This window comes from Dyadobacter sp. HNCC25DJ186, assembly GCF_056895235.1.
This window is the reverse complement of the sequence record NZ_JBXHAS010000004.1, coordinates 461126-485530: the sequence shown is the minus strand read 5'-3', so window position 1 is coordinate 485530 and position 24405 is coordinate 461126. Positions and strand designations below refer to the sequence as shown.

Below are 24405 nucleotides of genomic sequence, written 5' to 3'. Positions count from 1 at the left end.
CCCTTTTAAAATTACTAAGATGTTACGTAAATTTGAATATTCTTGGCATTTATTTAAACGTAGCTTGTGGCTTATACTGCCCATTATAGGTATCGGTATGGCCGAAAGTCGCCTTGGTAATCAGCGCTGTAACAATATAATCATCTCAATTGATGGTGATTCGGGAATGCATTTTCTGGATAAAACAGATATTCAAATGCTCCTGACCGAGAATGGAAATGATCCATTATTGGGCAGCAGATTGCGGGATGTTCATCTTTCCGACCTCGAAAATAGGGTCAGGAAAAATAAACTTGTAAAAAAATGTCAGGTTTTTCGTGACCTTAAAGGTAATGTTGTCGTAGAAGTTGAGCAGGAAAAACCACTTGCAAGATGGATCAACACATCCCAAAATGGAGAGTGGCGAAATACGTCAGGATACTATATTAATGATGAAGGCGTTTTTTTTCCGTTGTCTGATAGTTATTCGGCACGGACATTGTTGGTTTCAGGGCCTTTTTTTATAAATTCAAAACAATTGAAAAGTAAAAAAGGGATAATGCTGATGGATTTGATCCGTTTTTTAAACAAGGATGAATTCTGGAAAGCTCAGATCGCTGAAATGTATGTCGATAAGGATGGCGAAGTTCAGTTAATGACTTTGTTGGGAGACCAGCGCATTGAGTTGGGAATGCCTGAAGACTTTGCTTCAAAATTTGACAAGCTGCGTATTTTTTACGACAGGGTACTTACCAAAGATTGGAGCAGATATTCGAAAATTAGTGTTAAGTTTCAAGATCAAATAGTTTGTGAATAATAATTCACCATCAACATGGCACAGGATAATATTGTAGTAGGAGTAGATATTGGAAGCACGAAAATTACCGTAATCGCAGCACAGGGCAAAGCAACGGGATCTCGTTTTGACAATATTGAGATTTTGGGATTTAGTGAGGTTCTTGTGCCTGAAGGAGCCGTAATAAATGGTTCGGTGGAAAATATTATGCAGGTTGGGACTGCTTTACGGGAAGCACTCGCAGAGGCTTCTTCGCGTTCTGATCTGGATATTGGTATAGTAAACGTAAGTTTTAGCGGAAGTCATGTACGGGTTACGCCCCAGAGTGACGGTAGCATACGCCCGACGTCATCAGCGGGTGATGAAGTTACGCAAAAAGATGTAGATCAATTAGTTGACGATATGTACAGGGCAAAAACAGAAGCAAATTATGATGTGCTTCATGTTTTACCTATGGAATTTGTTGTGGATAATTCTATGGGCGTTCGTCAGCCTGTGGGAAGGACAGGTATCAAGCTTGGAGGAAATTTTTTAATTGTTTCTGCTAATAATCAATCGATACAAAGAACGAGGAAAAGTTTGATCGAAGCCGATCCGCATCTGAAATGTGATAAGATGATCTATGCACCACTTGCCACGAGTCTGGCTGTGCTGGACGAAGGTGAAATGAAAGCAGGCATCGCCATGGTTGATATCGGTGATCATACCACAGATCTTGTTATTTATTCAGAGGGAATCATTCGCCACATCGCTTCTTTTCCTGTGGCTGGAAGACTGATCACCGCAGACCTGAAGACAGGATGTGGTATTCAGTTACCCAATGCTGAAAAGTTGAAAAAGGAACATGGTGTTGCAATTTCTGCCGATGTGCCGCTTAATATTGAAATTTTGGTTAACTTTCTCGCAGGAAGAGCGCCAAAGCAAGTTTTAAAGAAAAATGTTGCGCTGATTATCGAAGAACGGCTGAAAGAAATTGCGGCGATGGTTTATGCCGAAATTGTTAAATCCGGATATGAAGAGCATTTAATTGGTGGCCTCGTCCTGACCGGCGGAACAGCCAACATTCCTGAAATTGAAATATTATTTGAAAAAGTGACCAATATGCCTGTTCGGGTCGGATTACCTGAACGTCTGGCACATACTGCAAAAGCTGATGCTGTTAGCAATACTTCGTATTCAACTGCGATAGGATTAGCCTGGGCTGGTATTAAGTCAATAGATCCACGCGTAAAATCAATATGTAGACCTCCTGTACATCAAAGTGCCCCGTTAAGAGAAACACCCACTAAACCAAAAGAAGTTAAGAGGTTACCAAAAGATGACGGTTCGTTTTGGGATCGCATCATCGGTAGAAAAGACGACAGCATAGGAGATTATTGAAATTATTTGGAAGAATTGCACTTTTATCAACCACCCGGACTATGAATAAAAATTTGTTACACTCTTTAGACCAGGACTATATAGTGAACGAAATCGTGAAGGATCCCATGACTGAACCAGCTATCATCAAAGTGATAGGTGTCGGTGGTGGAGGAAGTAATGCCGTTAACTACATGTTTGAAAAGAAAATCAAAGATGTTGAATTTGCGGTTTGTAACACAGACAGACAGGCATTGGCAAATAGTCCGGTTCCCGTAAAGATACAGCTTGGGGCTACATTAACCCAGGGCCTGGGAGCTGGTACAGATGCAACAAAAGGTAAGGAAGCCGCTCTTGAGACGATTGAAGAGATCAAAGCTTTGTTGGGAGGTTCAACGCAGATGGTTTTCATCACGGCCGGTATGGGCGGTGGAACGGGAACCGGAGCAGCACCTGTTATTGCACAGCTTGCCAAGGAAATGGGGAAACTGACTGTGGCAGTAGTTACAGCACCATACACCTGGGAAGGTCTTGACAAAAAGGAGCAGGCACTTGAAGGTATCGAACAATTAAAGGAATTCAGTGATACTGTATTGGTAGTACTGAATGATAAACTTGAAGAACTCTACGAAGATATGACATTGACTCAGGCATTTGCCGAGGCCGATGGAATTCTTCTTAATGCGGTAAAAAGTATTTCTGAAATCATTACGACGAACGGAAATATCAATACTGACTTTAAAGACGTAGAGAAAGTTCTTAAAAACGCAGGACAGTCTGTCATGGGAACTGCGGAGGCTACCGGTCTTGACCGCGCCCAGATAGCCATAAAAGAGGCACTAGACTCGCCGCTTCTAAACGACCGCGATATCCGTGGTGCGAAACGTATTCTTGTGACATTGGCTACGAGCAAGAAAAGAGAAGCTACCATGAAGGAGCAGCGCGAAATCTGGAAGTATGTTCTTTCCCAGGTTGGCGGCGAAGCCAGAATGTTTAAACTTGGTACGATTACAGACGATTCTCTAAGTGATAAACTTCGAGTTACAATTGTAGCCGCAGGTTTCGATAGCATCGAATCTCCTATTCCGGGAATTGCGCTGAAAAACGGATTCAATGGGAAGACAAATCCTCACGAGGTAGTACCTGAGGTTCCTGAAATTTTTGAAAATCATCAATCTGAACTGGTTCTTACGCAGGAACTGGAAGAAAATACCGCGACAGGCTCAATCGACTTTATGGTTGATCCCGACGTGTTGACGTTGGATAACAATACTTCTACTTTCACGCATGTTTCTTATGTAGAGCTTGAAGAAAGTAATGATTGGTCTAACGAAGAGACGGCTAAAATTGAAGCCATGATAAAATCTTTCCAAAGCGGCCTTGTTAAGTGGGGTGATTTGGAAGGCCCTGCTTACCGCCGCAGCCACATTGAATTATGGAAAAGACCGACAATTCCGGCTAACGAAATGGAACAACACTGGTTAAAATAAAAGAAAAAGGAGCTCACGAAGCTCCTTTTTCTTTTAGAAACGAATAATTTGTTCTGCCTGGATTTCCAGCAACTCTTTATATAGCGGATTCGTTATTTCATTGTCGACGAAGTGGGACTGAATTTGTGCCAGCTTAACGCGAAGTGCCAAAGTGTTCATCCCTAAATAGCTAAAAATGTCATTTAAATGGCTTAGTGCAGTGATAGCACCTTGCGTATTTGATGACAAACCTACCAATGCAGCTTTTTTATTTGTGAAACTGTTGGGATAAGGAAGTCCGTCAATAAAGGCTTTTAAAACACCGGGATAAGAACCGTTGTATTCGGGTGTAATAAAAATAAATTTTTCAGCACCATCAATTTTGCTTCTGAGCGCATTGAATGCTTCATTTTTACCACTGTTTCCGTATAGGGCAGTATAAGTAAAATCATGAGGCAGTTCAACCAAGTCAAGAATAGTACTTGTCGTATTATTCCGGCTCAAAAGTTTTTGGTAATATTCTGCGATACGTCGTGACATAGAGTTCGGCCTGTTGGTACCAACAATAATCACAATTGAGGAAGTAGCTGTCATATGTTAAGAACGAAACAAAATCGGCAGATTTAAGTTCGTTATAGTTCTTAATTAAGCGAATAAGACCACAAGTTAAAATAAATTTAATTCGTGCCCAATTTCTTAAACGATGGTTAAAATTAATAAGTGCCAGGGCAAACCACGTCACTCTTTGATGATACCAAACATTTATTAGTATATTTGACCCCTGATTTCATCATGAATTGTGATTAAAAGGTTTGTTATACAGACTATATCATAGATATTAAACCCACTAAAAAATATGTCCTGGTTTATTCGGAAAGAAAAAGGTATCAACACTCCCACCGAAATGAAACGTGAAGCTCCGGATGGGTTGTGGTATCAATGTCCAAATTGTAAGAAAATTACGGCCACAAGAGAGCACAAATTAAACGCTTACACCTGTCCACATTGTAACTATCATGAGAAGGTGGGCTCGGATGTTTATTTTGAATTGCTGTTTGACCAAAATAAATTTACAGAACTGGATGCCGACCTGACTTCTGGTGATCCCCTTAATTTTGTAGATACCAAAGCATATCCGGATCGTATCAAAGCTACCCAGGCAAAAACGGGTTTAAAGGATGCGGTTCGCACCGGCCACGGAAAGATGAACGATGTAAAAGTCGTTATTGCCTGCATGGATTTTAATTTTATCGGCGGATCGATGGGATCTGTGGTAGGAGAAAAAATCGCGCGCGCTATTAACTATTCATTAAAACATAAGCAGCCTTTTTTGATGATTTCCAAATCAGGCGGAGCTCGGATGATGGAAGCTGGATTCTCATTGATGCAAATGGCGAAAACTTCAGCAAGACTGGCTTTATTGTCTGAGGAGAAAATTCCATACATATCATTGCTGACAGACCCGACAACGGGTGGCGTTACGGCATCTTATGCCATGTTAGGAGATTTTAATATTTCTGAGCCCGAAGCTTTGATTGGTTTTGCAGGTCCCCGCGTTATTCGTGAAACAATTGGTAAAGACCTTCCAAAAGGATTCCAGAGTGCAGAATTCGTTTTGGAACATGGCTTCCTTGATTTTATAGTAGATCGTAAAGACTTGAAAGATAAATTAAGCAGCCTGCTTACAATGCTTAAATAGCAGGTAGACTGACAGGACAAAAGCCACAACTCTGCATTATGATATGGCAGAGTTGTGGCTTTTCACTATTTTTTGGAAGGTATCGGTAAATAAGAATCTGGAAAGGTGGAAAAAGTCATGGACAATTTGTTTTCCTTCGTGTGTCCGTGATAGCATTAATCTTCCAGCCGGTTTTAGTTTTAATCATTGTGAAAACATTTACACCACAATGAGAAAAGGTCTCGCCGCGGAAAAATTTGTAGGGAGCCCACACAGTAGCCATCGGGCCGTCTACTGATATTTTCACATTTGAAATTCTTTCATCCCACTTTTCCGGGTGAGGTTTCCCGACCGCAGCCACGAAGCCATCTGCTTTACTGTTCGATATCACAACGGAGTCTTTTTCGTTTATTGAGACAGATGTCAATGTCAGTTGTGGCATAAAGACGCTTCTCACAATCGACGAATCCCCTGTTCTCATGCCATCAAATAATTTGTCGACTGATGCGCGTATCAAAGATTCTTCTGATTGTGCAAAGGCAAAGTTTGAAATTGTTATTAAAAGGCAGAGTGAAATGGTGGATCTCAGTAGACGCCTGTCGGTTGTTATTTTCATTTGTTGGTATAGTTTTAGCAAAACCGTAATTTTGCAGACCTTTTTGTGTTAGAAATAGAATATGTCAGAGAAATTAGTAAAAAAAGTCGATATCCGAAACAGACGTGCGTCGTTCGAATATTTTTTCCTTGAAGAGTTTACAGCCGGGTTATCTTTAACAGGAACCGAAATAAAATCAATACGTCAGGGTAAGGTCAACCTGACCGATGCATACTGCTTGTTCATGGATGGAGAACTTTATGTCCGCAGCATGCACGTATCCGTTTACACAGAAGGAACACACTGGAATCATGATCCGCTTCGAGACAGGAAGCTTTTGCTTACGAAACGTGAAATGCGAAAGTTGAGTGAAAATCTGAAAGATCAGGGCTTAACGATTGTTCCCGTCCGCCTCTTTACGACAGATCGTGGTTTTGCCAAATTACATATCGCCCTTGCAAAGGGTAAGAAGCTTTATGATAAACGTGACAGTATTAAAGAAAAGGATCTGAAACGCGAAAATGATCGTGCCGATTACTAGAAACTTAATGCGCGCATGAGTTGGTTATATGATATCTGATTCAGAAAATTTTTATATACATAAATCTCAGGCGGTACGGAAAAGTCTTTTTCCACAATAATTGAATTTTACAAAACGTTTTTTTACGTAAATTTCCTATATTGTGGGAATTAATTGCCGTAAAGACTCATGGGTAAAGTTCTGGTTCTTAATCAAGATTACAGCGCGCTTAGCGTATGCACAGTTCCTAAAGCATTTCTCTTAGTTTATTTAAACAAAGCTGAATTGCTGGCTGAGTCGCCGACTCATTTTCTCAGGACTGTCCGGGATAACTATCCGATGCCTATTGTTATCCGGCTCAACAGTTATATAAATCTTCCCTATCGGGGTGTCGTGATGACCCGTCATAATATTTTTAAAAGAGATGGGAACCGATGTCAGTATTGCGGAACCCATGATCATCTCACCCTCGATCATGTCATGCCCAAGTCCAGAGGAGGCAAAACAACCTGGGATAATTTAGCTACTGCCTGCAAACGCTGCAATTCAAAAAAGGGAGATTATACACCGGAAGAAGCCGGAATGCATTTAAGACAACGCCCATTCCGCCCCTCATTTCTTATGTTTATCCGTGACTTTTCCGGCTTTACTGATGCAGAATGGCTTCCTTACCTCGGCTCAAAAGAAAGAGCTGTTAACTGATTGAAACTCCCCTACTTGGCTTTTATCGGCATCTTATAAATTTTTTCTAAATCAAATCCTAGAGATAAGGATTTTTATTTAGAAAATACCTACCTTTGCGTCCTCTTTTTAAAATAACAAGTTAAACTAATTTTCGACTGCGTGGCTCGCCAGTTGATGTAATCGAGAGCTTTAATTCCTATTTATGTCTAAGGAAAAACAAACACAAGTATTGCCTGATTTCGATTGGGAAAAAGCAGAAGACAAAGGATTCGGTACAGGCTATTCAGCTGCTGACCGTACTCGTTTTGAAGAAATGTACGAAACGACAATTTCTCCAGTTCAGGAAAAAGAAGTTGTTAAAGGTGTGGTTGTAGGTATTACAGACCGCGAGGTGATTCTTAACATCGGTTTTAAATCTGATGGTATCGTTTCATTCAATGAATTCCGTGACTTGCCAGCTTTGAAAATTGGTGACGAAGTGGAAGTTTATGTAGAAAACCAGGAAGACGCACAAGGTCAGCTTGTTCTTTCACGTAAGAAAGCAAAAGTAATTACTGCATGGGATAACATCCAGAAATCGTTTGACGAGGATGTAGTAATCGATGCTAACGTAAAGAGAAGAACCAAAGGTGGTCTTATTGTAGATATATTTGGTATCGAAGCTTTCTTGCCAGGTTCACAAATCGACGTGAAACCAATTCGTGATTTCGACATTTTTGTTGGAAAGCGTATGGAAGTGAAAGTTGTTAAGATTAACTACGCAAATGATAACGTTGTAGTTTCTCATAAAATATTGATCGAAAAAGATCTTGAAGCACAACGTCAGCAAATTCTTAATAACCTGGAAAAGGGACAAGTTCTTGAAGGTGTTATTAAGAACATGACAAACTTTGGTGTGTTCATCGATCTTGGAGGTGTTGACGGTTTGTTGCACATCACGGATATTTCTTGGGGTCGTATCAACCACCCGTCAGATCTTTTGGCACTTGACCAAAAGCTTAACGTTGTGGTTCTTGATTTCGACGAAGAGAAAAAACGTATCTCTCTTGGCTTGAAACAACTTCAGTCTCACCCATGGGATTCATTGTCAGAAGATATCCAGGTTGGATCAAAAGTTACAGGACGTATTGTTAACGTCGCTGATTACGGCGCTTTCCTTGAAATCAAACCGGGTGTTGAAGGTTTGATCCACGTATCTGAAATGTCATGGTCTCAGCACCTGCGCAATCCTCAGGAGTTTATGAACGTAAACGACGAGATCAACGCAGTTGTATTGACACTTGACCGTCAGGAACGCAAAATGTCTCTTGGTATCAAACAACTTACTGAAGATCCTTGGACTCAGGGTTCGTTGAAAGATAAGTATGCCATTGGTACTCGTCACAAAGGTGTGGTACGTAACCTTACTAACTTCGGTTTGTTTATCGAACTTGAAGAAGGTATCGACGGACTGGTTCACGTTTCTGACTTATCATGGACTAAGAAAATTAAACATCCTTCGGATTTCGTAAAAGTTAATGACGAACTTGAAGTTGTTGTTCTTGAGCTTGACGCAGACAACCGTCGTTTGGCACTTGGTCACAAACAACTTGAAGAAAATCCATGGGATACTTTTGAAACCATCTTTGCTGTTGGATCTGTTCACCGTTCTACAATCGTAGCAAAAGGAGACAAATTCGCAACTTTGGAATTGCCATACGGTATCGAAGGAATCGCAGCTGTGAAAAACCTTACGAAAGAAGATGGTACGTTTGCTGAGGTTGGAGAAAGCTTAGACTTCACTGTTTTGGAATTCTTGAAAGACGAAAAGAAAATCGTTCTTACGCATTCCAAAGTGAAACCTTCTGCAACTCCTGCTGTTGAAGAGAAAAAAGAAGAGAAAGCTGCTAAACCTGCATCAAACCAGGCTAAAAATGCACCTTCAAATACTGACAGTTCTGCCAAAGAAGGAGAGAAATCTACCTTTGGTGATCTAAGCGTTCTTTCTGCTTTGAAAGAACAATTCGAAGAAACTGAAAGAAAAGGAAAAAAAGTAGCGAAAAAAGACGACGAAACTGAGGAGTAGTCGATTTTTTTAATACTTTTGCACCCGGGTTAGCAGTTAGCGAGTAATCTGTCCTGCTAACCCGACAGGGTTCCGTGGCCGAGCGGCTAGGCAGAGGTCTGCAAAACCTCGTACAGCGGTTCGAATCCGCTCGGAACCTCATCATAAAATTCTTGAGAAAATACCATTTAAAAAAGTGGCTTTTAGGCTTTTTTTTAAATGGTATTTTTTTGTTAATATGCTGAGGTACAGTGGATACCAGGCAGTTGCACGAATTTTAGGCGAATTATCAAATTAGAAGAATTATAAATAAGTATGGTATCTAAAATATACCTTAAATACTTTTGTGGATAAAAAATCGTACACTAGATTTGTCTGTTGAAGTATAATGAATAGTTGATTATGAATATACCATTCCGAGAAGACTCTAAGTTTTGTTCCTTCTTTCCCCGATCAAAATCGTTTCTGGCTATTTTTGTAGCTATTCTTTTAAGTACTTGTAGCCTGACATGGGCTCAGGATAGTACGGCGGCTGCCGGAGCTACCCCAGCCGCTGCTGCTGGCGGAGGTGATGCTGCAAAAGGAGAAGCATTATTTAAAAATAATTGCGCTCAGTGTCATGCAGTAACTGACGAGAAAGTTGTAGGCCCTGGTTTGAAAGGTGCAACAACCCGTAACAACATTGAATGGCTTACAAAGTGGGTACATAACTCACAAGCTATGATTGCCTCAGGCGATCCCTACGCAGTTAAAATCTACAACGAGTACAACAAAGCTCAGATGACAGCTTTCCCGAATCTTTCGGAGGATGACATTAAGGGTATCTTTGCTTATGTAGACCAGGCTGCGGCTGCTCCGGCTCCTGCCGCTGCTGCTGCTGGCGGAGCTGCTCCTGCTGCGGGTGCTGCTCAGGCAAGCGGACCATCAGATCTGTTCATGATCGTTCTTGTTGCTTTGGTAGTTGTAATGCTCTTAGTATTAGGGGTGTTGCTTGTCATTGTCACAATCCTTTCCAAAGCAGTGAGCGGTGACGCTGCTGATGTGAGTAAAGGAGACTTTATGACACGTTTTGGTGCTTCTCTTAAAAGAATCGCCGGAGATCCTGCTATCCGCTCTGCAACAGTCTGGATCTTTATATTGTTGGTAACTAAGGCTACTATCGACGGTGCCTATAGCGTTGGCGTTCAACAGGGATATGCTCCAAAGCAACCAATTTCGTTCTCTCACAAGCTTCATGCAGGGGAATATAAGATTGACTGTAACTATTGCCACACAGGTGTGAATAGAGGTAAGTCTGCTCATATTCCATCAGCGAATATTTGTATGAACTGTCACGGTGTGATCAAAAAAGAATCACCAGAAATTCAAAAAATATACACTTCAATAGAAAATAATACTCCTATTGAATGGGTACGTGTACATAACCTTCCTGATCTTGCTTATTTCAATCACTCTCAACACGTTAATGTGGGCGGATTGGAATGTGAAAATTGCCACGGAGATATCGCTCAGATGGAAGTTATCCAGCAGCGTTCTTCATTAACAATGGGTTGGTGTATCGATTGTCACCGTAAGACTGAGGTTAATACGAAGGATAACAAGTATTACGATAAGCTGGTACAATTACACGCATCAGATAGTAAAGAAGCCTTAAAAGTAGCTGATATCGGTGGTCTTGAATGCTCTAAGTGCCACTATTAATCACTTCAAATAATTACTAGAATACAACTCATTGTATTAAAAGTTTTATGGAAAACACTAATAAAAGATATTGGAGAGGGCTTGAAGAGCTGCGTAATGACGAAAAATTCATTAAAAACGCAGGTTCAGAGTTTTCTGATGCACCGACAGAAAGTCAATATGAAAGTCTGGTTGACGGAGCAGGTACGCACCGTCGCGATTTCTTGAAAGTTTTAGGATTTGGTATGGCAGCTGTTTCATTGGCGGCTTGCGAAACTCCTGTAAAAAAAGCAATTCCTTACGTTAACAAGCCAGAAGGAGAGTTTCCTACGATCGCGAACTGGTATGCTTCAACTTATTCTGAAGGTGGGGATTATGCAAGTATACTTGTAAAAACACGTGAAGGACGGCCTATTAAAATTGAACCAAATACGCTTTCAGGTATTACGAAAGGTGTTAGTTCAAGAGCGCATGCGTCTTTATTAGGTCTTTATGACAACGAAAAACTAAGAGGTCCTAAAAAGGGAGAAGACACAAAAGTTACCTGGGAAGCAATCGATAAAGACATTACAAGTCAGCTTTCTTCAATTGCAGCAAAAGGTGGTGCCATTCGCATCGTATCTTCTACAATATTAAGTCCTTCAACAAAATCAGTCATTGCTGATTTTACAACAAAATATCCAACGACGCGTCATATTGTTTACGACGCAAATAGTGCTTCTGCAATTGTTAAGGGAAATGAGCTTTCATTTGGTAAAGCTGTTATTCCTTATTACGCTTTCAGTAAATCTAAGGTAGTCGTAGGTATTGATGCCGACTTCTTGGGTGCATGGATTTCGCCTGACGATTTTTCTCGTCAATATGCTGAAACACGTCGTGTCAGCAGTGCGAAAGATGGCAAAAAGGATATGTCCCGTCATTATCAGTTTGAATCAGTTCTTTCAATGACTGGCTCAAATGCGGATTATCGTTCAGCTGTAAAACCTTCTCAGCTTGGATTGGTTGTCACTGCTCTATACAATAAAGTAGCTTCAAAACTGGGAGGGAAAGCAATTTCTGCTCCTGCTTTGGATGTTCCGCATCTTGATAAAGCTGCTGCGGACCTTGTAGCTGCAAAAGGAAGTGCTCTGGTAGTTTGTGGTATTAATGATCCTTCTGTTCAGGTTGTTGTAAACGCTCTGAACGCTTTGCTTGGAAGTTACGGAACAACAATTGATTTAGATACGCCGGTTAATTTCCGTCAGGGAAATGACATCGCGATGAACGAATTCGTTGATGAAGTAAAAGGCGGAAAGGTTGATGCAGTAATTTTCTATGCAGCTAACCCTGTATATGACCATCCACGCGGAGCCGAGCTAGCTACTGCTCTTCCGAAAGTATCTCTAAGTATTACGTTTAATGACCGCGCTGACGAAACAGGGTCATTAACAAAATATATTGCTCCTGCACCTCATTATCTGGAATCATGGAATGATGCAGAACCAATGGCAGGTTTTTATAGCTTGACACAGCCAACTATCAGCTTGATTTTCAATACGCGTCAGGCTCAGGAAAGTTTGCTGAAATGGGCTGGATTGCCATCTGATTTCCACGCATATATCGAGTCGTACTGGAGTAAGAATGTCTTCACACAAGGTGGTACTGGCAGTTTTGAGAAATTCTGGGTACAATCATTGCACGACGGCTTTTTCAAAACCAACCGTACAGCTTCTGCTGCCGGCGCAACGTTTGCAGGTAATGTGGACGAAGCAGCATCGGCAATTGGTAAAAAATATAAAGCATCTTCGACAGGAATTGAACTTGCGCTATTTGAGAATGTAGGTGTAGGTAACGGTTCTGCGGCAAACAATCCATGGTTGCAAGAGTTACCTGATCCTGTTACGAAAGCGACATGGGACAATCACGCAAATATTTCACAAAAGACTGCTACTGACCTCGGTTTGTCTCAGGGCGATGTGGTGAAAGTTGAATCAAAAGGTAAGTCTGTTGAAGTTCCGGTTATTATTCAGCCTGGTCAGGCAAATGGTACTGTTGCTATTTCAATCGGTTATGGTCGTGAAAAAGCAGGGAAATCAGCGAATGGAGTTGGTAAGAATGTTTATCCCCTGGCAGCTTATTCAGCTGGATATTTGAGTTTTGCTCCCGGCGAAGTTACTGTTTCTAAAACAGGTGAAACACGTGAAATAGCTCAGACGCAAACACATAATACTGTAATGGGCCGTAAGTCTGTTCTACAGGAAACTGTGTTGGCTCATTTCCAGAAGGATCCTTTGGCAGGTCGTTTTATTCCAAAAATCGAAACATCTGAAGGAGCAGTAGATGCTACGGATCTTTCTCTTTGGAATGGACATCAATATAAAAACCACTCATGGGGTATGGTCATTGACCTGAATACATGTTTTGGTTGCGGCTCTTGTGTAATTAGCTGCCAGTCTGAAAACAACATCCCTGTTGTTGGACGTCAGGAAGTTATCAATAGCCGTGAAATGCATTGGCTTCGTATCGACCGTTACTACAGCAGCGACGCGGAAGTAGGTGACTATACAGCAATGGAAGTTGCCTCGGAAAATCCGGAAGTTACGTTCCAGCCTATGTTATGTCAGCATTGTAACAATGCCCCATGCGAAACGGTATGTCCGGTATTGGCGACTACCCATAGCTCGGAAGGTTTGAACCAAATGACCTATAACCGTTGTGTAGGTACTCGTTATTGTGCAAACAACTGCCCATATAAAGTACGTCGTTTCAACTGGTTTAAATATTTCGATAACGATAACTATGATTACCATTTCAACAATGATCTGGGTAAGATGGTAATCAATCCTGAGGTTACAGTACGTTCACGTGGAGTTATTGAAAAATGCTCAATGTGCGTTCACAAAATCCAGGAAGGTAAGTTAACTGCAAAAAAGGAAAGAAGACGTGTAGTTGATGGCGAGATCAATGTGGCTTGTGCTTCATCTTGTCCAACGGATGCAATTACTTTTGGTGATATGAATGATCCTGAAAGCCGTATCTCTAAAATGCTCGAAATCGAAAGAGAAGGTCGTGCATTCCACATGTTAGAGGAGATAAATGTACGTCCGCAAATTTCTTATCTGACGAAAATCAGAAATAAGGATGCTGCAGCAGCACCAAAGGCAGAAGCTGAAAAAGAACACGCCTAAGTAGTTGAAAGTTTTGTATTTGTTTGAAGATTAAATCATTATAAATAACAGTAGTATGCATGTTACTTCACCCGTAAGAGAGCCCCTTATTCAAGGCGGGAAAACGTATGCAGACGTAACGGAAGATATTTGCCGGCATGTCGAAGGAAAGCCTACAAAGGAATGGAAAATTGCTTTTGGTATTTCTTTGCTTGTTTTGGCTTATGGAACTTGTTGTCTGGCATGGACCTGGTGGGAAGGTCTGGGCGTGTGGGGATTAAATAAGACAGTAGGTTGGGCCTGGGATATCACAAACTTTGTTTGGTGGGTTGGTATTGGTCACGCTGGAACTTTGATCTCGGCAATTCTTTTACTCTTCCGTCAGAAATGGAGAACATCCATTAACCGTGCGGCGGAAGCGATGACAATTTTCGCTGTAATTTGTGCTGCATCTTTTATCCTGATGCACATGGGTCGTCCATGGATGGCATACTGGGCTTTGCCTCTACCTAATGCATTCGGTTCTCTTTGGGTAAACTTCAACTCTCCTCTTGTATGGGACGTTTTTGCGATCAGTACATATTTTTCGGTATCCCTTGTTTTCTGGTATATCGGTCTTATTCCTGATTTAGCTACAATTCGTGATCGTGCAACAAGTAAAGTTTCCCGCTTCATGTACGGAACTTTTGCAATGGGATGGGACGGATCAGCAAAAACCTGGTCTCGTTATGAATACATCAGCTTAATTCTTGCAGGTTTATCAACGCCGCTTGTACTTTCTGTACACACGATTGTAAGTATGGACTTTGCTACCTCGGTAATTCCGGGATGGCATACAACAATTTTCCCTCCATATTTCGTAGCGGGTGCGATTTTCTCTGGATTTGCGATGGTGCAAAACCTTATGTTGATCACTCGTGTGGTTTACAAGCTTGAAGATTATATCACGCTTGAACACATTGAAACGATGAACAAGGTAATTACCTTGACTGGTTCGGTTGTAGGGGTTGCCTATATTACTGAGTTCTTTATTGCCTGGTATTCAGGAGTAGAATATGAAAGTTATGCATTTATCAACCGTGCTACCGGACCTTACTGGTGGGCATACTGGGCGATGATGACTTGTAACGTAATCTCTCCACAGTTGTTCTGGTCCAGAAAACTTCGTCGTAGTATCACATTTACATTCTTTATCTCTGTTATTGTTAACATCGGTATGTGGTTCGAGCGTTTTGTAATTATTGTTACATCACTTCACCGTGACTACATTCCATCCAGCTGGGCTATGTTCTCCCCTACCCGTTATGATATTGGGGATTATATTTTCTCTTTCGGATTGTTCTTCACGTTATTCCTGCTTTTCTCTAAATATCTACCAGTTGTAAACATGGCGGAAGTGAAAGCGGTAATCAGATCGACCTCTGCGAACTTGCCTAAGAAAATTGCGGGTGTCGCGAAAGTAAGACAACGAGAAGCTGCTGCTCCGTTATTTAACAAGGATATAGAATAAGTAAATCGCTCAGAGCGAAAGAATAATATTTAACATTAGTATAAATATGGCAGAATTATCTGGTAAATATTTAGTTGGAGTCTACGACGATGACGATACTGTATTGCATGCAGTACCGAGACTCAGAAAGGCAGGAGTAAAAATACAGGAGGTATATTCACCATTTCCAATCCACGGAATGGATGATGCCCTTGGACATCCTCGTACAAGAATTGGGATTGCAGCATTTATGTTCGGTGTTACCGGATGTTGCGTAGCCTTAACGTTGATGATCTGGACAATGGGAATAGACTGGCCGATGATCGTTGGTGGTAAAGATTCTATTTCTCTGCCAAACTATATTCCTATTACATTCGAGTTAACTGTACTTTTCACCGCATTTGGTATGGTTACTACATTTTTTATCTCGAATGGACTGAGTCCTGCTGCCCACAAACACGAAAGATTTGATGTTCGTGCTACAGATAATAAATTTGTAATGGCAATTAACTTGGGTAGAAATTCAATGAGTGAAGATGAAATATCCCGGGCGCTGAGAGATAGCGGTGCAGAAGAGGTTAACATCAAACAATTTTAATGTGCTTGGATCGATGAAATTGAAGAATTTATATAAGTATTCTATAGCTTTTGCTATCATTCTGATTGCAGCCGTTAGCTGCAAACGTGATCCTAGCAATCCTGGTAAAGAATTTGCTCCGAACATGTATCTGCCGGTAGGTTATGAACCCTACAGACAGGAAAAACCAAATCCGATCAACCCGATGGGATTGACCATGCGTTTGCCGGTTGAAGGTACTGTTGCCCGTCGTAACTATAATACGAGCTTCGATGATGGTGATTCAGCTCAGGTTGATTTGATGGTGTATAACATTGCAGCTGATAGTATTTCTATTTCGGAACGAGTTTTGAAAAACCCTGTTCCTTTAAACGAAAACACGTTAGCAGAAGGTAAGGTGTTGTATGAAAGATATTGTCAGCATTGTCATGGTGCAACAGGAGCTGGTGACGGAAAGGTTGCGGCCATTTATAAAGGGGTTCCTAACTACGCAAGTGATGCTTACAAAAACCTGAATGAAGGACATATTTTCCACGTTATTACTTACGGTAAAGCGCGGATGTGGCCTCACGGTTCGCAAATTAATCCTGAGGAGCGCTGGAAAATTGTACACTACGTGCAAAAGCTGCAAAAGGGAGCATAGTTTATTTTTGATAACTGAGAAATAATATTTGAATAATGGCATCAGCACATTCGATTCCTTCTATTGAAGAACGGTTTGAATTCACTTCGGGAGCTAAGAGAAACCTGATAATTGGAGGCGCTATAGGTGCGGCTTTGGTTGTTGTAGGTATCTATCTGGCAGCCAATGGAGGTGGACATCATGAAGCAGAAGCAGCACATGGTGCAGTGAATGCTATAACCGGACATGCAGCAGCCGGACATGAAGCAGCAGGTCATGCTGAAGAACATCATGTAAGTTGGTTAACACGTATTTGGGCAAACCTTTGGGTTAATGCGGTATATTTTACCGGGATATCCGTTGTGGGTATGTTTTTCATATCATATAATTATCTTGCACAGGCGGGATGGTCAGCAGTTTTTAAAAGAGTACCAGAAGCGATGCCTGCATTCTTACCAGTTACCGGTATTATCATGCTTGCAGTTTTCTTTTTAGGTGGTCATGATCTTTTTCACTGGACACATGCCGAAGTCTACGAAGTTGGCGGGCCGGAATATGATGAGGTACTAGCCGGAAAACAAGGATATCTGAACACGCCATTTTTTGTAGGCAGAATGATATTTTACTTTGTTGCCTGGTATTTTATGTGGAGAAAGATTCGTCAGTTCTCTTTGGAAGAAGATCAAATCGGTGGAACAGAATTATATGATAAATCAATACGTTTAGGAACAGCTTTTCTTGTTGTATTTGGAGTTACCTCGTCAACATCTGCCTGGGATTTCGTAATGTCAGTAGATCCTCACTGGTTTAGTACAATGTTTGGATGGTATACATTGGCAAGCTGGCACGTTGCCGGTCTGGCCGTTATTACCCTGACCGTTGTTATGTTGAGAGAGAGAGGTTATTTGAAAGCAGTAAATTCAAGTCACCTTAGAGATTTGGGTAAGTTTGTTTTTGCCTTTAGTATCTTCTGGACTTATGTTTGGTTTGCTCAGTTTCTTTTGATCTACTATGCAAATCAGCCGGAAGAGATTATTTATTTCATTGAGCGTTTTAGAGGTCACGGAAGTATTTTCAAGGCTCCGTTCTTTATTACATTGTTCCTTAACTTTTTCTTGCCATTCCTTGTTTTGATGACAAGAGATTCTAAGTTTACACATTCGATTCTTAAAGTTGCTTGCTGGAGTGTGATCATCGGTCACTATATGGATTTTTACACGAACATTATGCCAGGTAGTGCTGGAGATACGGCGGGATTTGGCCCGTTGGAATGGGGATTTTTCATTGTCTTCATTTGTGGATTTGTTTGGTCAATGGCGACTCAGTTGGAAAAAGCAAATTTGATTCCAAAACATCATCCTATGTTGGAAGAGTCTTTGCATCACGATATCGCCTAATTTGCTTAACCTGTTATTATCATGTATTTTATCATCGGATTAGTTGCCTTAGTTTTTGTGGTTCTCACGGTTATCGTGGTAACCCGGCTGCAGGATGTTCTTAAAAATGTAAAAAAACCAGAATCAGCTGACGAAGTTCCTTCCGGAAATGTCTGGAACGGTGCAATGTTTATTGTGATCATTATTGCTGCTGCTGTTGGGATCACCTGGTCATATATGCATGCAAGAGAACATTTTTTACCGATCGCTTCTTCCGTTCACGGTAGAAGAACAGACGATCTGTTCTGGTTCTCGATGGGAATTCTTACAATTCCTTTCGCATTCGTTAACTTTTTAATATTCTTTTTTGCCTGGAAGTATCAGTATAAAAAAGGAAATAAAGCTTCTTTTTATCCTGATAACCACAAATTGGAATTAATATGGACAATTATTCCAGCAATTGTAATGGCCATGTTGGTTTTTACAGGTTGGAAAGCTTGGTCTGATATCACTTCCGACGCTCCGGCGGATTCCGAGGTAATTGAAATTACAGGTAAACAATTCAACTGGATTGTTCGTTATGGTGGTGTGAATGATAACAAATTGGGTAACTACAACTATAAGTTAATTGATGCCCAAAATGAAGTAGGTATTGATTTGTCAGATGAAAATTCATTCGACGATTTCTTGAACCCTACCGAGATGCATATCCCCGTTGGACGTCCTGTACTTTTGAAAATTCGTGCCCGCGACGTTCTACACAGCGTATTTATTCCTCACATGCGTGTGAAGATGGATGCTGTTCCAGGGATGCCAACGAAGTTCTGGTTCGTTCCGGATAAAACGACGGCTGAAATGCGTACGGAAACTGGCAACCCTGATTTTAAATATGAGATTGCTTGTACAGAAGTTTGTGGTCAAGGTCACTTCTCAATGAAAATTAATCTGGTTGTTGAAGACGAAGCGTCATATAAGAAATGGTGTGCAGAACAGTCAACGTTTCTACAGACCTACCCGGAGTATCTTGCAAAAGTGCCAGACAATTTGAAAGCAAAAGCGATGAAGGGTTTGCCAGCTGATACAGCAACTCCTGCCGATACTGCAAAAACAGCTTCGACTGGTGGTGGAATTGGAACAACTGCGGCTCTTCGCTAATTTTATTACATTAAATTCAAAACAAGTATATGTCAGCTATTGAAGGATTGGACACCGCTGTACACCACCCGGAGCAAGCGCACCATCACGAGCCACAAAGCTTTTGGCAGAAATACGTATTCAGTGAAGATCACAAAGTAATTGCCAAGCAATATCTTATTACGGGTATCCTATGGGCAGTTATTGGAATTTCCATGTCAGTTATTTTCCGTATCCAGTTAGGGATGCCGGATTCCAATCTGTCTTGGTTGAAGCCTGTATTAGGTGCCTGGATCAGCGAGTCAGGTAAGTTAGATCCTAATTTCTATCTTGCCCTTGTTACTATGCATGGTACCATCATGGTATTTTTCGTACTTACGGCCGGGTTGAGCGGTACATTTAGTAACTTCCTTATCCCGTTGCAAATTGGTGCACGTGATATGGCATCCGGATTTATGAACATGTTATCTTACTGGTTCTTCTTCCTTGCCAGTGTGATCATGTTTGCATCTCTATTCCTGCAAACAGGTCCTGCGGCAGGTGGATGGGTAATTTACCCACCATTAAGTGCTCTGCCACAAGCGCACCAGGGTTCTGGTATGGGTATGACTTTGTGGTTGGCTAGTATGGCTTTCTTTATTGTATCTCAGCTTTTAGGTGGGATCAATTATATAACAACTGTAATTAACCTTCGGACACGTGGTATGTCATTTGATCGTCTTCCATTGACAATCTGGGCATTTCTTATTACTGCTGTTCTTGGTCTTATTTCCTTCCCGGTTCTTTTATCATCAGTATTGCTTTTGATTTTTGACCGTCATTTTGGAACGAGCTTTTACTTGTCGGAAATTTATATCAACGGAGAAGCTTTACCTAATGTAGGAGGTAGCCCAATTTTGTTCCAGCATTTGTTCTGGTTCCTTGGTCACCCAGAGGTTTACATCGTACTTCTTCCTGGTCTTGGGATTACTTCTGAGGTTATCGCTACAAATGCTCGTAAGCCGATTTTTGGTTACCGGGCCATGATTGCTTCTATGCTTGGTATCGCATTCCTGGCCTTCATCGTGTGGGCTCACCACATGTTCGTGACAGGTATGAATCCGTTCCTTGGATCTGTATTTATGTTCTTGACTCTGATCATTGCTGTTCCGTCTGCGGTGAAAGGGTTTAATTATATCACGACACTTTGGAAAGGAAATATCGTTTTCACTCCTGCTATGCTTTTTGCAATCGGGATGGTTTCGCTATTCGTTTCGGGTGGTTTGACAGGTATCATCTTGGGTAATAGTGCGCTGGATATTCAACTTCACGATACATACTTCGTAGTTGCTCACTTTCACCTTGTAATGGGTGCGGCATCTGCTTTCGGATTGTTTGCCGGGGTTTATCACTGGTTCCCTAAAATGTTTGGAAAGATGATGAGCAATACTTTGGGTCAGATTCACTTCTGGTTCTCATTCATTGGTATCTACCTTGTCTTTATTCCAATGCACTATGTTGGTATCGCAGGTTTCCCACGTCGTTATTATCAGTTTACAAGTTATGATTTCACGCACAAGTTTATGGACATGAACATGTTCATTACCGTTGCTGCGATTTTATCATTCCTTGCACAGTTCATATTCCTTTATAATTTCTTCGTGAACATTTTCAAAGGCAAGACTGCTCCGAAAAACCCATGGAGATCAAACACATTGGAATGGACTACACCAATTGTTCCTGGTCATGGTAACTGGGAAGGTGAAATTCCAGCAGTATATCGCTGGTCGTATGATTATAGCAAACCTGGTGCAAAAGAGGATTTCATACCTCAGAATATTCCTTATTCTCAAACTTTGGAATCTAACTTTCCGCACGAGAATGAGCTGATTGCAACAGAGAAAGAAATAGAGGCTCAGAATTTTAATGACCAATTTAACACAGCGCATTAATTTACGTGTCAATCGCCGGTTCCGGCGGTTGACACTGAATACTGTCATTACACTTTACATCCTGATCATGGTTGGTGGAGTTGTAAGAAGTACAGGTGCTGGTATGGGTTGTCCTGATTGGCCAAAATGTTTTGGTAGCTGGATACCTCCAACGGAGGTCTCTCAGCTACCATTAGATTATAAGGAAATCTACGGAGCTAAATTAAAAGGTGAAGTTATTTTCAATCCGGTGAAAACCTGGATTGAATATGTCAATCGTCTTTTTGGAGTGTTTACGGGGATTATGATCTTCGGGACGTTACTTGCTTCAATTCCTTATTTAAAGTCTGAAAGAAAGAGTTTGTTTTTTTACAGTTTGTTGGCTTTCATACTGGTAGGTTTACAGGGATGGCTAGGTTCGAAGGTAGTATCGTCAGAATTGCATCCGGTGATGATCACAATTCATATGCTTCTGGCCATTGTAATTGTCTTCATATTGATTTATCTGTTCATTCGTGCGTCTTATTCAGAGGAAAGGGATGGGAAATTGTTTGCTAATCATAGTTTGATTAATAAATTAAGCTTCTTAGTCCTGACGTTATCACTGATACAGATTTTGATCGGAACTCAGGTTCGTGAGGTGATGGATGAGGTAATTCGCGCTTTGGGATATGAGGAGCGTGGGAAATGGGTTGAAGAGCTTGGTATTCCATTTTATATCCATCGGTCTTTCTCCCTGTTACTTCTCGGGGCTAATTTGTTTTGGATAAATAAGATCAGCCGTTCAATTGAAGGCAAATCCAGAATTAAACAAATGGGTTTAGCTTGTCTGGCAGTTCTGGGTATAGAGATTTTCACAGGGATAATCATGGCATATTTTGGTGTTCCTGCCTTTGCGCAGCCTGTGCACCTGACATTAGCAGTGATCATGATAGGATTACAGTTTATGATGTGGATGCTAATGAATGCCAGTCGTTTTTCCTGGGATAAAAAGATTGTTAAACTGAAGGGAGATTTAGTGTAGATTGGAAATAGCGTTAAATAATGACATCAGCAGAGGAAAGCTTAGGTTTTAGTAGAGTTGGAGATAAAGTAAAGGCCTTGTTTGAGTTATTGAAATTCAGGTTGGCTTCGCTGATTGCCTTTTCAGGTGCGATGGGCTATTGTCTCGGAGCTTCTGATGTGAGTTGGATTAAGATTGTTCTTTTCTGTATTGCTTCCATCGGCATCACAGGTTCTGCTAATATTATCAATCAGATTCTTGAAAAGGATTTGGATAAAATGATGAAGAGAACGCAAAATCGTCCTCTTCCAAGCGGGAGAATTTCGGTCGAGCAGGCTATTATTTGGTCGGTATTCCTTGGCGTTTCATCCTTGATTATATTCGTTGTTTACTTTAATTTGATCAGTGCTTTACTAGCTCTTTTGTCGTTGGTCTTGTATGGATTCGTTTATACACCTTTAAAACGTGTTGGTCCAATCGCGGTTTTCGTAGGGGCGTTTCCGGGTGCATTTCCTCCTATGATTGGTTGGGTGGCAGCGACAAACCATTTTGGATTAGAACCAGGAATTTTGTTTGCGATTCAATTTTTTTGGCAGTTCCCACATTTCTGGGCAATTGCATGGGTTTTAGATGATGATTACAAACGCGCAGGTTTTAAGTTATTACCAGCAAACGGTTTGAAAGACGCAGATACAACGTTGCAGATTATGATTTATACGTTGTTTTTATTGCCGGTTGGCTGGTTGCCTTACAAATTGGGTATGACAGGAATCAATTCGGCTTTTATAGCAACAGTTTTTGGTGTATTGTTTTTAGCGCAAACATTCCACTTGATGCGTAAGTGTACGGACAAAACGGCAAGACAACTTATGTTTGGTTCTTTCATATATTTGCCGATCGTTCAAATCGCGTTTTTGTTGGATAAATTGTGATATCGTAATTTAGGGAAATGGAAAACATTCAACATTTGAAAGTAGATAAGGAGCCTCAGGCTACGCTTTCTATGGACCCAATGAAATTCATTCTTTGGTTGTTCGTAGTAAGTATAATAATGCTTTTTGCGTCGCAGACCAGTGCTTATCTTGTGCGCAGAGCAGAAGGTAACTGGCTTGAATTTGAGATGCCCAGGATATTCTGGTATAGTACCGGTGTACTGTTGGTAAGTAGTCTTGCGATGCAGGCAGCTTATTTTGCAGCAAAAAAAGATGATTTCAGATTATTGAAAATAGCAATTTCTATTACTTTTGTACTCGGTCTGACGTTTCTGTGGATGCAGTTTGAGGGATGGAAACAGTTGGTGGCAATGAATGTCTATTTTGTTGGAAATCCATCTGGTTCGTTTTTTTATGTATTCACAGGACTCCATGGTTTCCACATTATTAGTGGTATCATTGTTCTGATTTATGCATGGATCGCGGTTTTCAAGCAGAAGGTGCATGCAAAGAATTTGCGTCAAATACAGATTTGCGCCACATACTGGCACTTTTTAGACTTACTCTGGTTATATCTTTTTGTTTTTTTATTGACTTTTAATTGATAATTTTTCACCAATGGCTGCACATGTAACAACACCAGGCACGGTAGAACCCAAAATGTGGATGGGCGGGATCGAGCCGATGAAAGCAAGTTACGGGAAATTGATGATGTGGTTTTTCCTCATCTCAGATACGTTTACATTTTCTGCATTGCTTGTAGCATATGGGACGCAACGTTTTAGTTTCCCTTCCTATGTAGGAGATGCTGCGAATTTTACATTCTCAAACTTGTACTGGCCAATTCCGGAAAAGGTTTATGAAGCAGTTCCATTTTTGCATGGTATTTCTCTGCCATTGGTTTTCGTAGGTATTATGACTTTCATTCTTATCGCGAGTAGCGTTACGATGGTACTGGCTGTAGAAGCAGGTCACCGTATGGACCGTGCGAACGTTGAGAAATATATGCTTTGGACAATTTTGGGTGGTTTCACTTTCCTTGGATGCCAGGCTTGGGAATGGGCTCACTTTATCCACGGAACGGACGCTGGTACCGTGATGAAAGTTATAGAGAACGGGACATGGGTCGATAAACTGGTACATGGTGCGAACCTAACTGAAAATCAATACGGACCTCCTGCATTTGCAGACTTCTTTTTCTTCATCACAGGTTTCCATGGAACACACGTATTTAGTGGTGTTATTCTAAATATTCTTATTTTCTTCCGTTCAGCGACTGGTTTCTATGACAAACGCGGAAGTTATGAAATGGTTGAAAAAGTGGGTCTTTACTGGCACTTTGTAGACCTTGTTTGGGTATTTGTATTTACATTCTTTTATCTGGTTTAATCGTAGACCTTTTTAATTCTAAA

21 protein-coding genes and 1 tRNA gene are annotated in these 24405 nt (G+C 41.0%); 20 read left to right on the top strand and 2 right to left on the bottom strand.

Going from position 1 to position 24405, the window contains the following annotated elements; genetic code table 11:
* Window positions 1-19: 19 nt before the first annotated feature.
* The 3 genes from AC1XUO_RS15830 to ftsZ are packed head-to-tail and all read left to right on the top strand — an operon-like array spanning window position 20 to window position 3624.
* A complete protein-coding gene (locus AC1XUO_RS15830; protein WP_483330744.1) occupies window positions 20-796 on the top strand; it encodes a cell division protein FtsQ/DivIB in 777 nt (258 codons plus the stop codon).
* A 15-nt stretch (window positions 797-811) separates the two neighbouring features.
* Window positions 812-2155 carry a cell division protein FtsA gene (ftsA, locus tag AC1XUO_RS15825; protein ID WP_483330743.1) on the top strand — a complete coding sequence of 448 codons (1344 nt, stop codon included), beginning with the start codon at window positions 812-814 and terminating at the stop codon, window positions 2153-2155.
* A 41-nt stretch (window positions 2156-2196) separates the two neighbouring features.
* A complete protein-coding gene (ftsZ, locus tag AC1XUO_RS15820; RefSeq protein WP_483330742.1) occupies window positions 2197-3624 on the top strand; it encodes a cell division protein FtsZ in 1428 nt (475 codons plus the stop codon).
* Between the two features lie 33 nt (window positions 3625-3657).
* Here the strand turns inward: ftsZ and AC1XUO_RS15815 are convergent, their stop codons facing one another.
* Window positions 3658-4197 (bottom strand): NADPH-dependent FMN reductase, encoded by a 540-nt coding sequence (locus AC1XUO_RS15815; RefSeq protein ID WP_483330741.1) that lies wholly within the window; start codon window positions 4195-4197, stop codon window positions 3658-3660.
* A 262-nt stretch (window positions 4198-4459) separates the two neighbouring features.
* Between AC1XUO_RS15815 and accD the strand changes: the two genes are divergently transcribed.
* Window positions 4460-5302 carry an acetyl-CoA carboxylase, carboxyltransferase subunit beta gene (accD, locus tag AC1XUO_RS15810; protein WP_235151661.1) on the top strand — a complete coding sequence of 281 codons (843 nt, stop codon included), beginning with the start codon at window positions 4460-4462 and terminating at the stop codon, window positions 5300-5302.
* A gap of 115 nt (window positions 5303-5417) precedes the next feature.
* Here accD and AC1XUO_RS15805 read toward each other — a convergent pair whose 3' ends face one another.
* Entirely contained in the window at window positions 5418-5897 is a 480-nt protein-coding gene (locus AC1XUO_RS15805; RefSeq protein ID WP_483330740.1) for a nuclear transport factor 2 family protein, read from the bottom strand.
* Window positions 5898-5958: 61 nt separating this feature from the next.
* Here AC1XUO_RS15805 and smpB point away from each other — a divergent pair, with 61 nt between their 5' ends.
* From smpB to AC1XUO_RS15725, 16 genes are all read left to right on the top strand, one after another.
* Window positions 5959-6417, top strand: a complete 459-nt coding sequence (gene smpB, locus AC1XUO_RS15800; protein ID WP_235151663.1) for an SsrA-binding protein SmpB — start codon at window positions 5959-5961, stop codon at window positions 6415-6417.
* Window positions 6418-6585: 168 nt separating this feature from the next.
* Window positions 6586-7098 (top strand): HNH endonuclease, encoded by a 513-nt coding sequence (locus AC1XUO_RS15795; RefSeq protein WP_483330739.1) that lies wholly within the window; start codon window positions 6586-6588, stop codon window positions 7096-7098.
* A 184-nt stretch (window positions 7099-7282) separates the two neighbouring features.
* Window positions 7283-9145, top strand: a complete 1863-nt coding sequence (gene rpsA / locus AC1XUO_RS15790) for a 30S ribosomal protein S1 (protein ID WP_483330738.1) — start codon at window positions 7283-7285, stop codon at window positions 9143-9145.
* A 68-nt stretch (window positions 9146-9213) separates the two neighbouring features.
* Window positions 9214-9284, top strand: a tRNA-Cys gene (locus AC1XUO_RS15785).
* A 242-nt stretch (window positions 9285-9526) separates the two neighbouring features.
* Window positions 9527-10825, top strand: coding sequence for a c-type cytochrome (locus tag AC1XUO_RS15780; protein ID WP_483330737.1), 1299 nt, complete (start codon window positions 9527-9529; stop codon window positions 10823-10825).
* A gap of 47 nt (window positions 10826-10872) precedes the next feature.
* Window positions 10873-13971 (top strand): TAT-variant-translocated molybdopterin oxidoreductase, encoded by a 3099-nt coding sequence (locus AC1XUO_RS15775; RefSeq protein WP_483330736.1) that lies wholly within the window; start codon window positions 10873-10875, stop codon window positions 13969-13971.
* A gap of 55 nt (window positions 13972-14026) precedes the next feature.
* Window positions 14027-15460, top strand: coding sequence for an NrfD/PsrC family molybdoenzyme membrane anchor subunit (gene nrfD, locus AC1XUO_RS15770; protein WP_235151668.1), 1434 nt, complete (start codon window positions 14027-14029; stop codon window positions 15458-15460).
* Between the two features lie 46 nt (window positions 15461-15506).
* Window positions 15507-16037, top strand: a complete 531-nt coding sequence (locus AC1XUO_RS15765) for a DUF3341 domain-containing protein (RefSeq protein WP_235151669.1) — start codon at window positions 15507-15509, stop codon at window positions 16035-16037.
* 13 nt (window positions 16038-16050) lie between these two features.
* Window positions 16051-16659 (top strand): c-type cytochrome, encoded by a 609-nt coding sequence (locus AC1XUO_RS15760; protein WP_483330735.1) that lies wholly within the window; start codon window positions 16051-16053, stop codon window positions 16657-16659.
* 35 nt (window positions 16660-16694) lie between these two features.
* Window positions 16695-18035: a quinol:cytochrome C oxidoreductase gene (locus AC1XUO_RS15755; protein ID WP_483330734.1), complete on the top strand. Its 1341-nt coding sequence runs from the start codon at window positions 16695-16697 to the stop codon at window positions 18033-18035.
* A gap of 21 nt (window positions 18036-18056) precedes the next feature.
* On the top strand, window positions 18057-19169 hold the full coding sequence (locus tag AC1XUO_RS15750; RefSeq protein ID WP_483330733.1) for a cytochrome c oxidase subunit II: 1113 nt from the start codon (window positions 18057-18059) through the stop codon (window positions 19167-19169).
* Between the two features lie 29 nt (window positions 19170-19198).
* Window positions 19199-21079: a cytochrome c oxidase subunit I gene (locus AC1XUO_RS15745; protein WP_483330732.1), complete on the top strand. Its 1881-nt coding sequence runs from the start codon at window positions 19199-19201 to the stop codon at window positions 21077-21079.
* Window positions 21054-22082: a COX15/CtaA family protein gene (locus tag AC1XUO_RS15740; protein WP_483330731.1), complete on the top strand. Its 1029-nt coding sequence runs from the start codon at window positions 21054-21056 to the stop codon at window positions 22080-22082. Before AC1XUO_RS15745 ends, AC1XUO_RS15740 begins: the two co-directional genes overlap by 26 nt.
* Before the next feature lie 20 nt (window positions 22083-22102).
* The gene (gene cyoE / locus AC1XUO_RS15735) at window positions 22103-22993 is read left to right on the top strand and encodes a heme o synthase (protein WP_483330730.1); all 891 of its coding nucleotides are present in this window, start codon (window positions 22103-22105) and stop codon (window positions 22991-22993) included.
* Window positions 22994-23010: 17 nt separating this feature from the next.
* Window positions 23011-23598 (top strand): cytochrome c oxidase subunit 3, encoded by a 588-nt coding sequence (locus tag AC1XUO_RS15730; protein WP_483330729.1) that lies wholly within the window; start codon window positions 23011-23013, stop codon window positions 23596-23598.
* Between the two features lie 13 nt (window positions 23599-23611).
* Window positions 23612-24382: a cytochrome c oxidase subunit 3 gene (locus AC1XUO_RS15725; RefSeq protein WP_483330728.1), complete on the top strand. Its 771-nt coding sequence runs from the start codon at window positions 23612-23614 to the stop codon at window positions 24380-24382.
* Window positions 24383-24405: the final 23 nt, after the last annotated feature.

Bases quoted from the DNA above. Each gene is read 5' to 3' on its own strand.
- AC1XUO_RS15830 (WP_483330744.1), top strand. From the start codon at position 20: ATGTTACGTAAATTTGAATATTCTTGGCATTTATTTAAACGTAGCTTG.
- ftsA (WP_483330743.1), top strand. From the start codon at position 812: ATGGCACAGGATAATATTGTAGTAGGAGTAGATATTGGAAGCACGAAA.
- ftsZ (WP_483330742.1), top strand. From the start codon at position 2,197: ATGAATAAAAATTTGTTACACTCTTTAGACCAGGACTATATAGTGAAC.
- AC1XUO_RS15815 (WP_483330741.1), bottom strand. From the start codon at position 4,197: ATGACAGCTACTTCCTCAATTGTGATTATTGTTGGTACCAACAGGCCG.
- accD (WP_235151661.1), top strand. From the start codon at position 4,460: ATGTCCTGGTTTATTCGGAAAGAAAAAGGTATCAACACTCCCACCGAA.
- AC1XUO_RS15805 (WP_483330740.1), bottom strand. From the start codon at position 5,897: ATGAAAATAACAACCGACAGGCGTCTACTGAGATCCACCATTTCACTC.
- smpB (WP_235151663.1), top strand. From the start codon at position 5,959: ATGTCAGAGAAATTAGTAAAAAAAGTCGATATCCGAAACAGACGTGCG.
- AC1XUO_RS15795 (WP_483330739.1), top strand. From the start codon at position 6,586: ATGGGTAAAGTTCTGGTTCTTAATCAAGATTACAGCGCGCTTAGCGTA.
- rpsA (WP_483330738.1), top strand. From the start codon at position 7,283: ATGTCTAAGGAAAAACAAACACAAGTATTGCCTGATTTCGATTGGGAA.
- AC1XUO_RS15780 (WP_483330737.1), top strand. From the start codon at position 9,527: ATGAATATACCATTCCGAGAAGACTCTAAGTTTTGTTCCTTCTTTCCC.
- AC1XUO_RS15775 (WP_483330736.1), top strand. From the start codon at position 10,873: ATGGAAAACACTAATAAAAGATATTGGAGAGGGCTTGAAGAGCTGCGT.
- nrfD (WP_235151668.1), top strand. From the start codon at position 14,027: ATGCATGTTACTTCACCCGTAAGAGAGCCCCTTATTCAAGGCGGGAAA.
- AC1XUO_RS15765 (WP_235151669.1), top strand. From the start codon at position 15,507: ATGGCAGAATTATCTGGTAAATATTTAGTTGGAGTCTACGACGATGAC.
- AC1XUO_RS15760 (WP_483330735.1), top strand. From the start codon at position 16,051: ATGAAATTGAAGAATTTATATAAGTATTCTATAGCTTTTGCTATCATT.
- AC1XUO_RS15755 (WP_483330734.1), top strand. From the start codon at position 16,695: ATGGCATCAGCACATTCGATTCCTTCTATTGAAGAACGGTTTGAATTC.
- AC1XUO_RS15750 (WP_483330733.1), top strand. From the start codon at position 18,057: ATGTATTTTATCATCGGATTAGTTGCCTTAGTTTTTGTGGTTCTCACG.
- AC1XUO_RS15745 (WP_483330732.1), top strand. From the start codon at position 19,199: ATGTCAGCTATTGAAGGATTGGACACCGCTGTACACCACCCGGAGCAA.
- AC1XUO_RS15740 (WP_483330731.1), top strand. From the start codon at position 21,054: ATGACCAATTTAACACAGCGCATTAATTTACGTGTCAATCGCCGGTTC.
- cyoE (WP_483330730.1), top strand. From the start codon at position 22,103: ATGACATCAGCAGAGGAAAGCTTAGGTTTTAGTAGAGTTGGAGATAAA.
- AC1XUO_RS15730 (WP_483330729.1), top strand. From the start codon at position 23,011: ATGGAAAACATTCAACATTTGAAAGTAGATAAGGAGCCTCAGGCTACG.
- AC1XUO_RS15725 (WP_483330728.1), top strand. From the start codon at position 23,612: ATGGCTGCACATGTAACAACACCAGGCACGGTAGAACCCAAAATGTGG.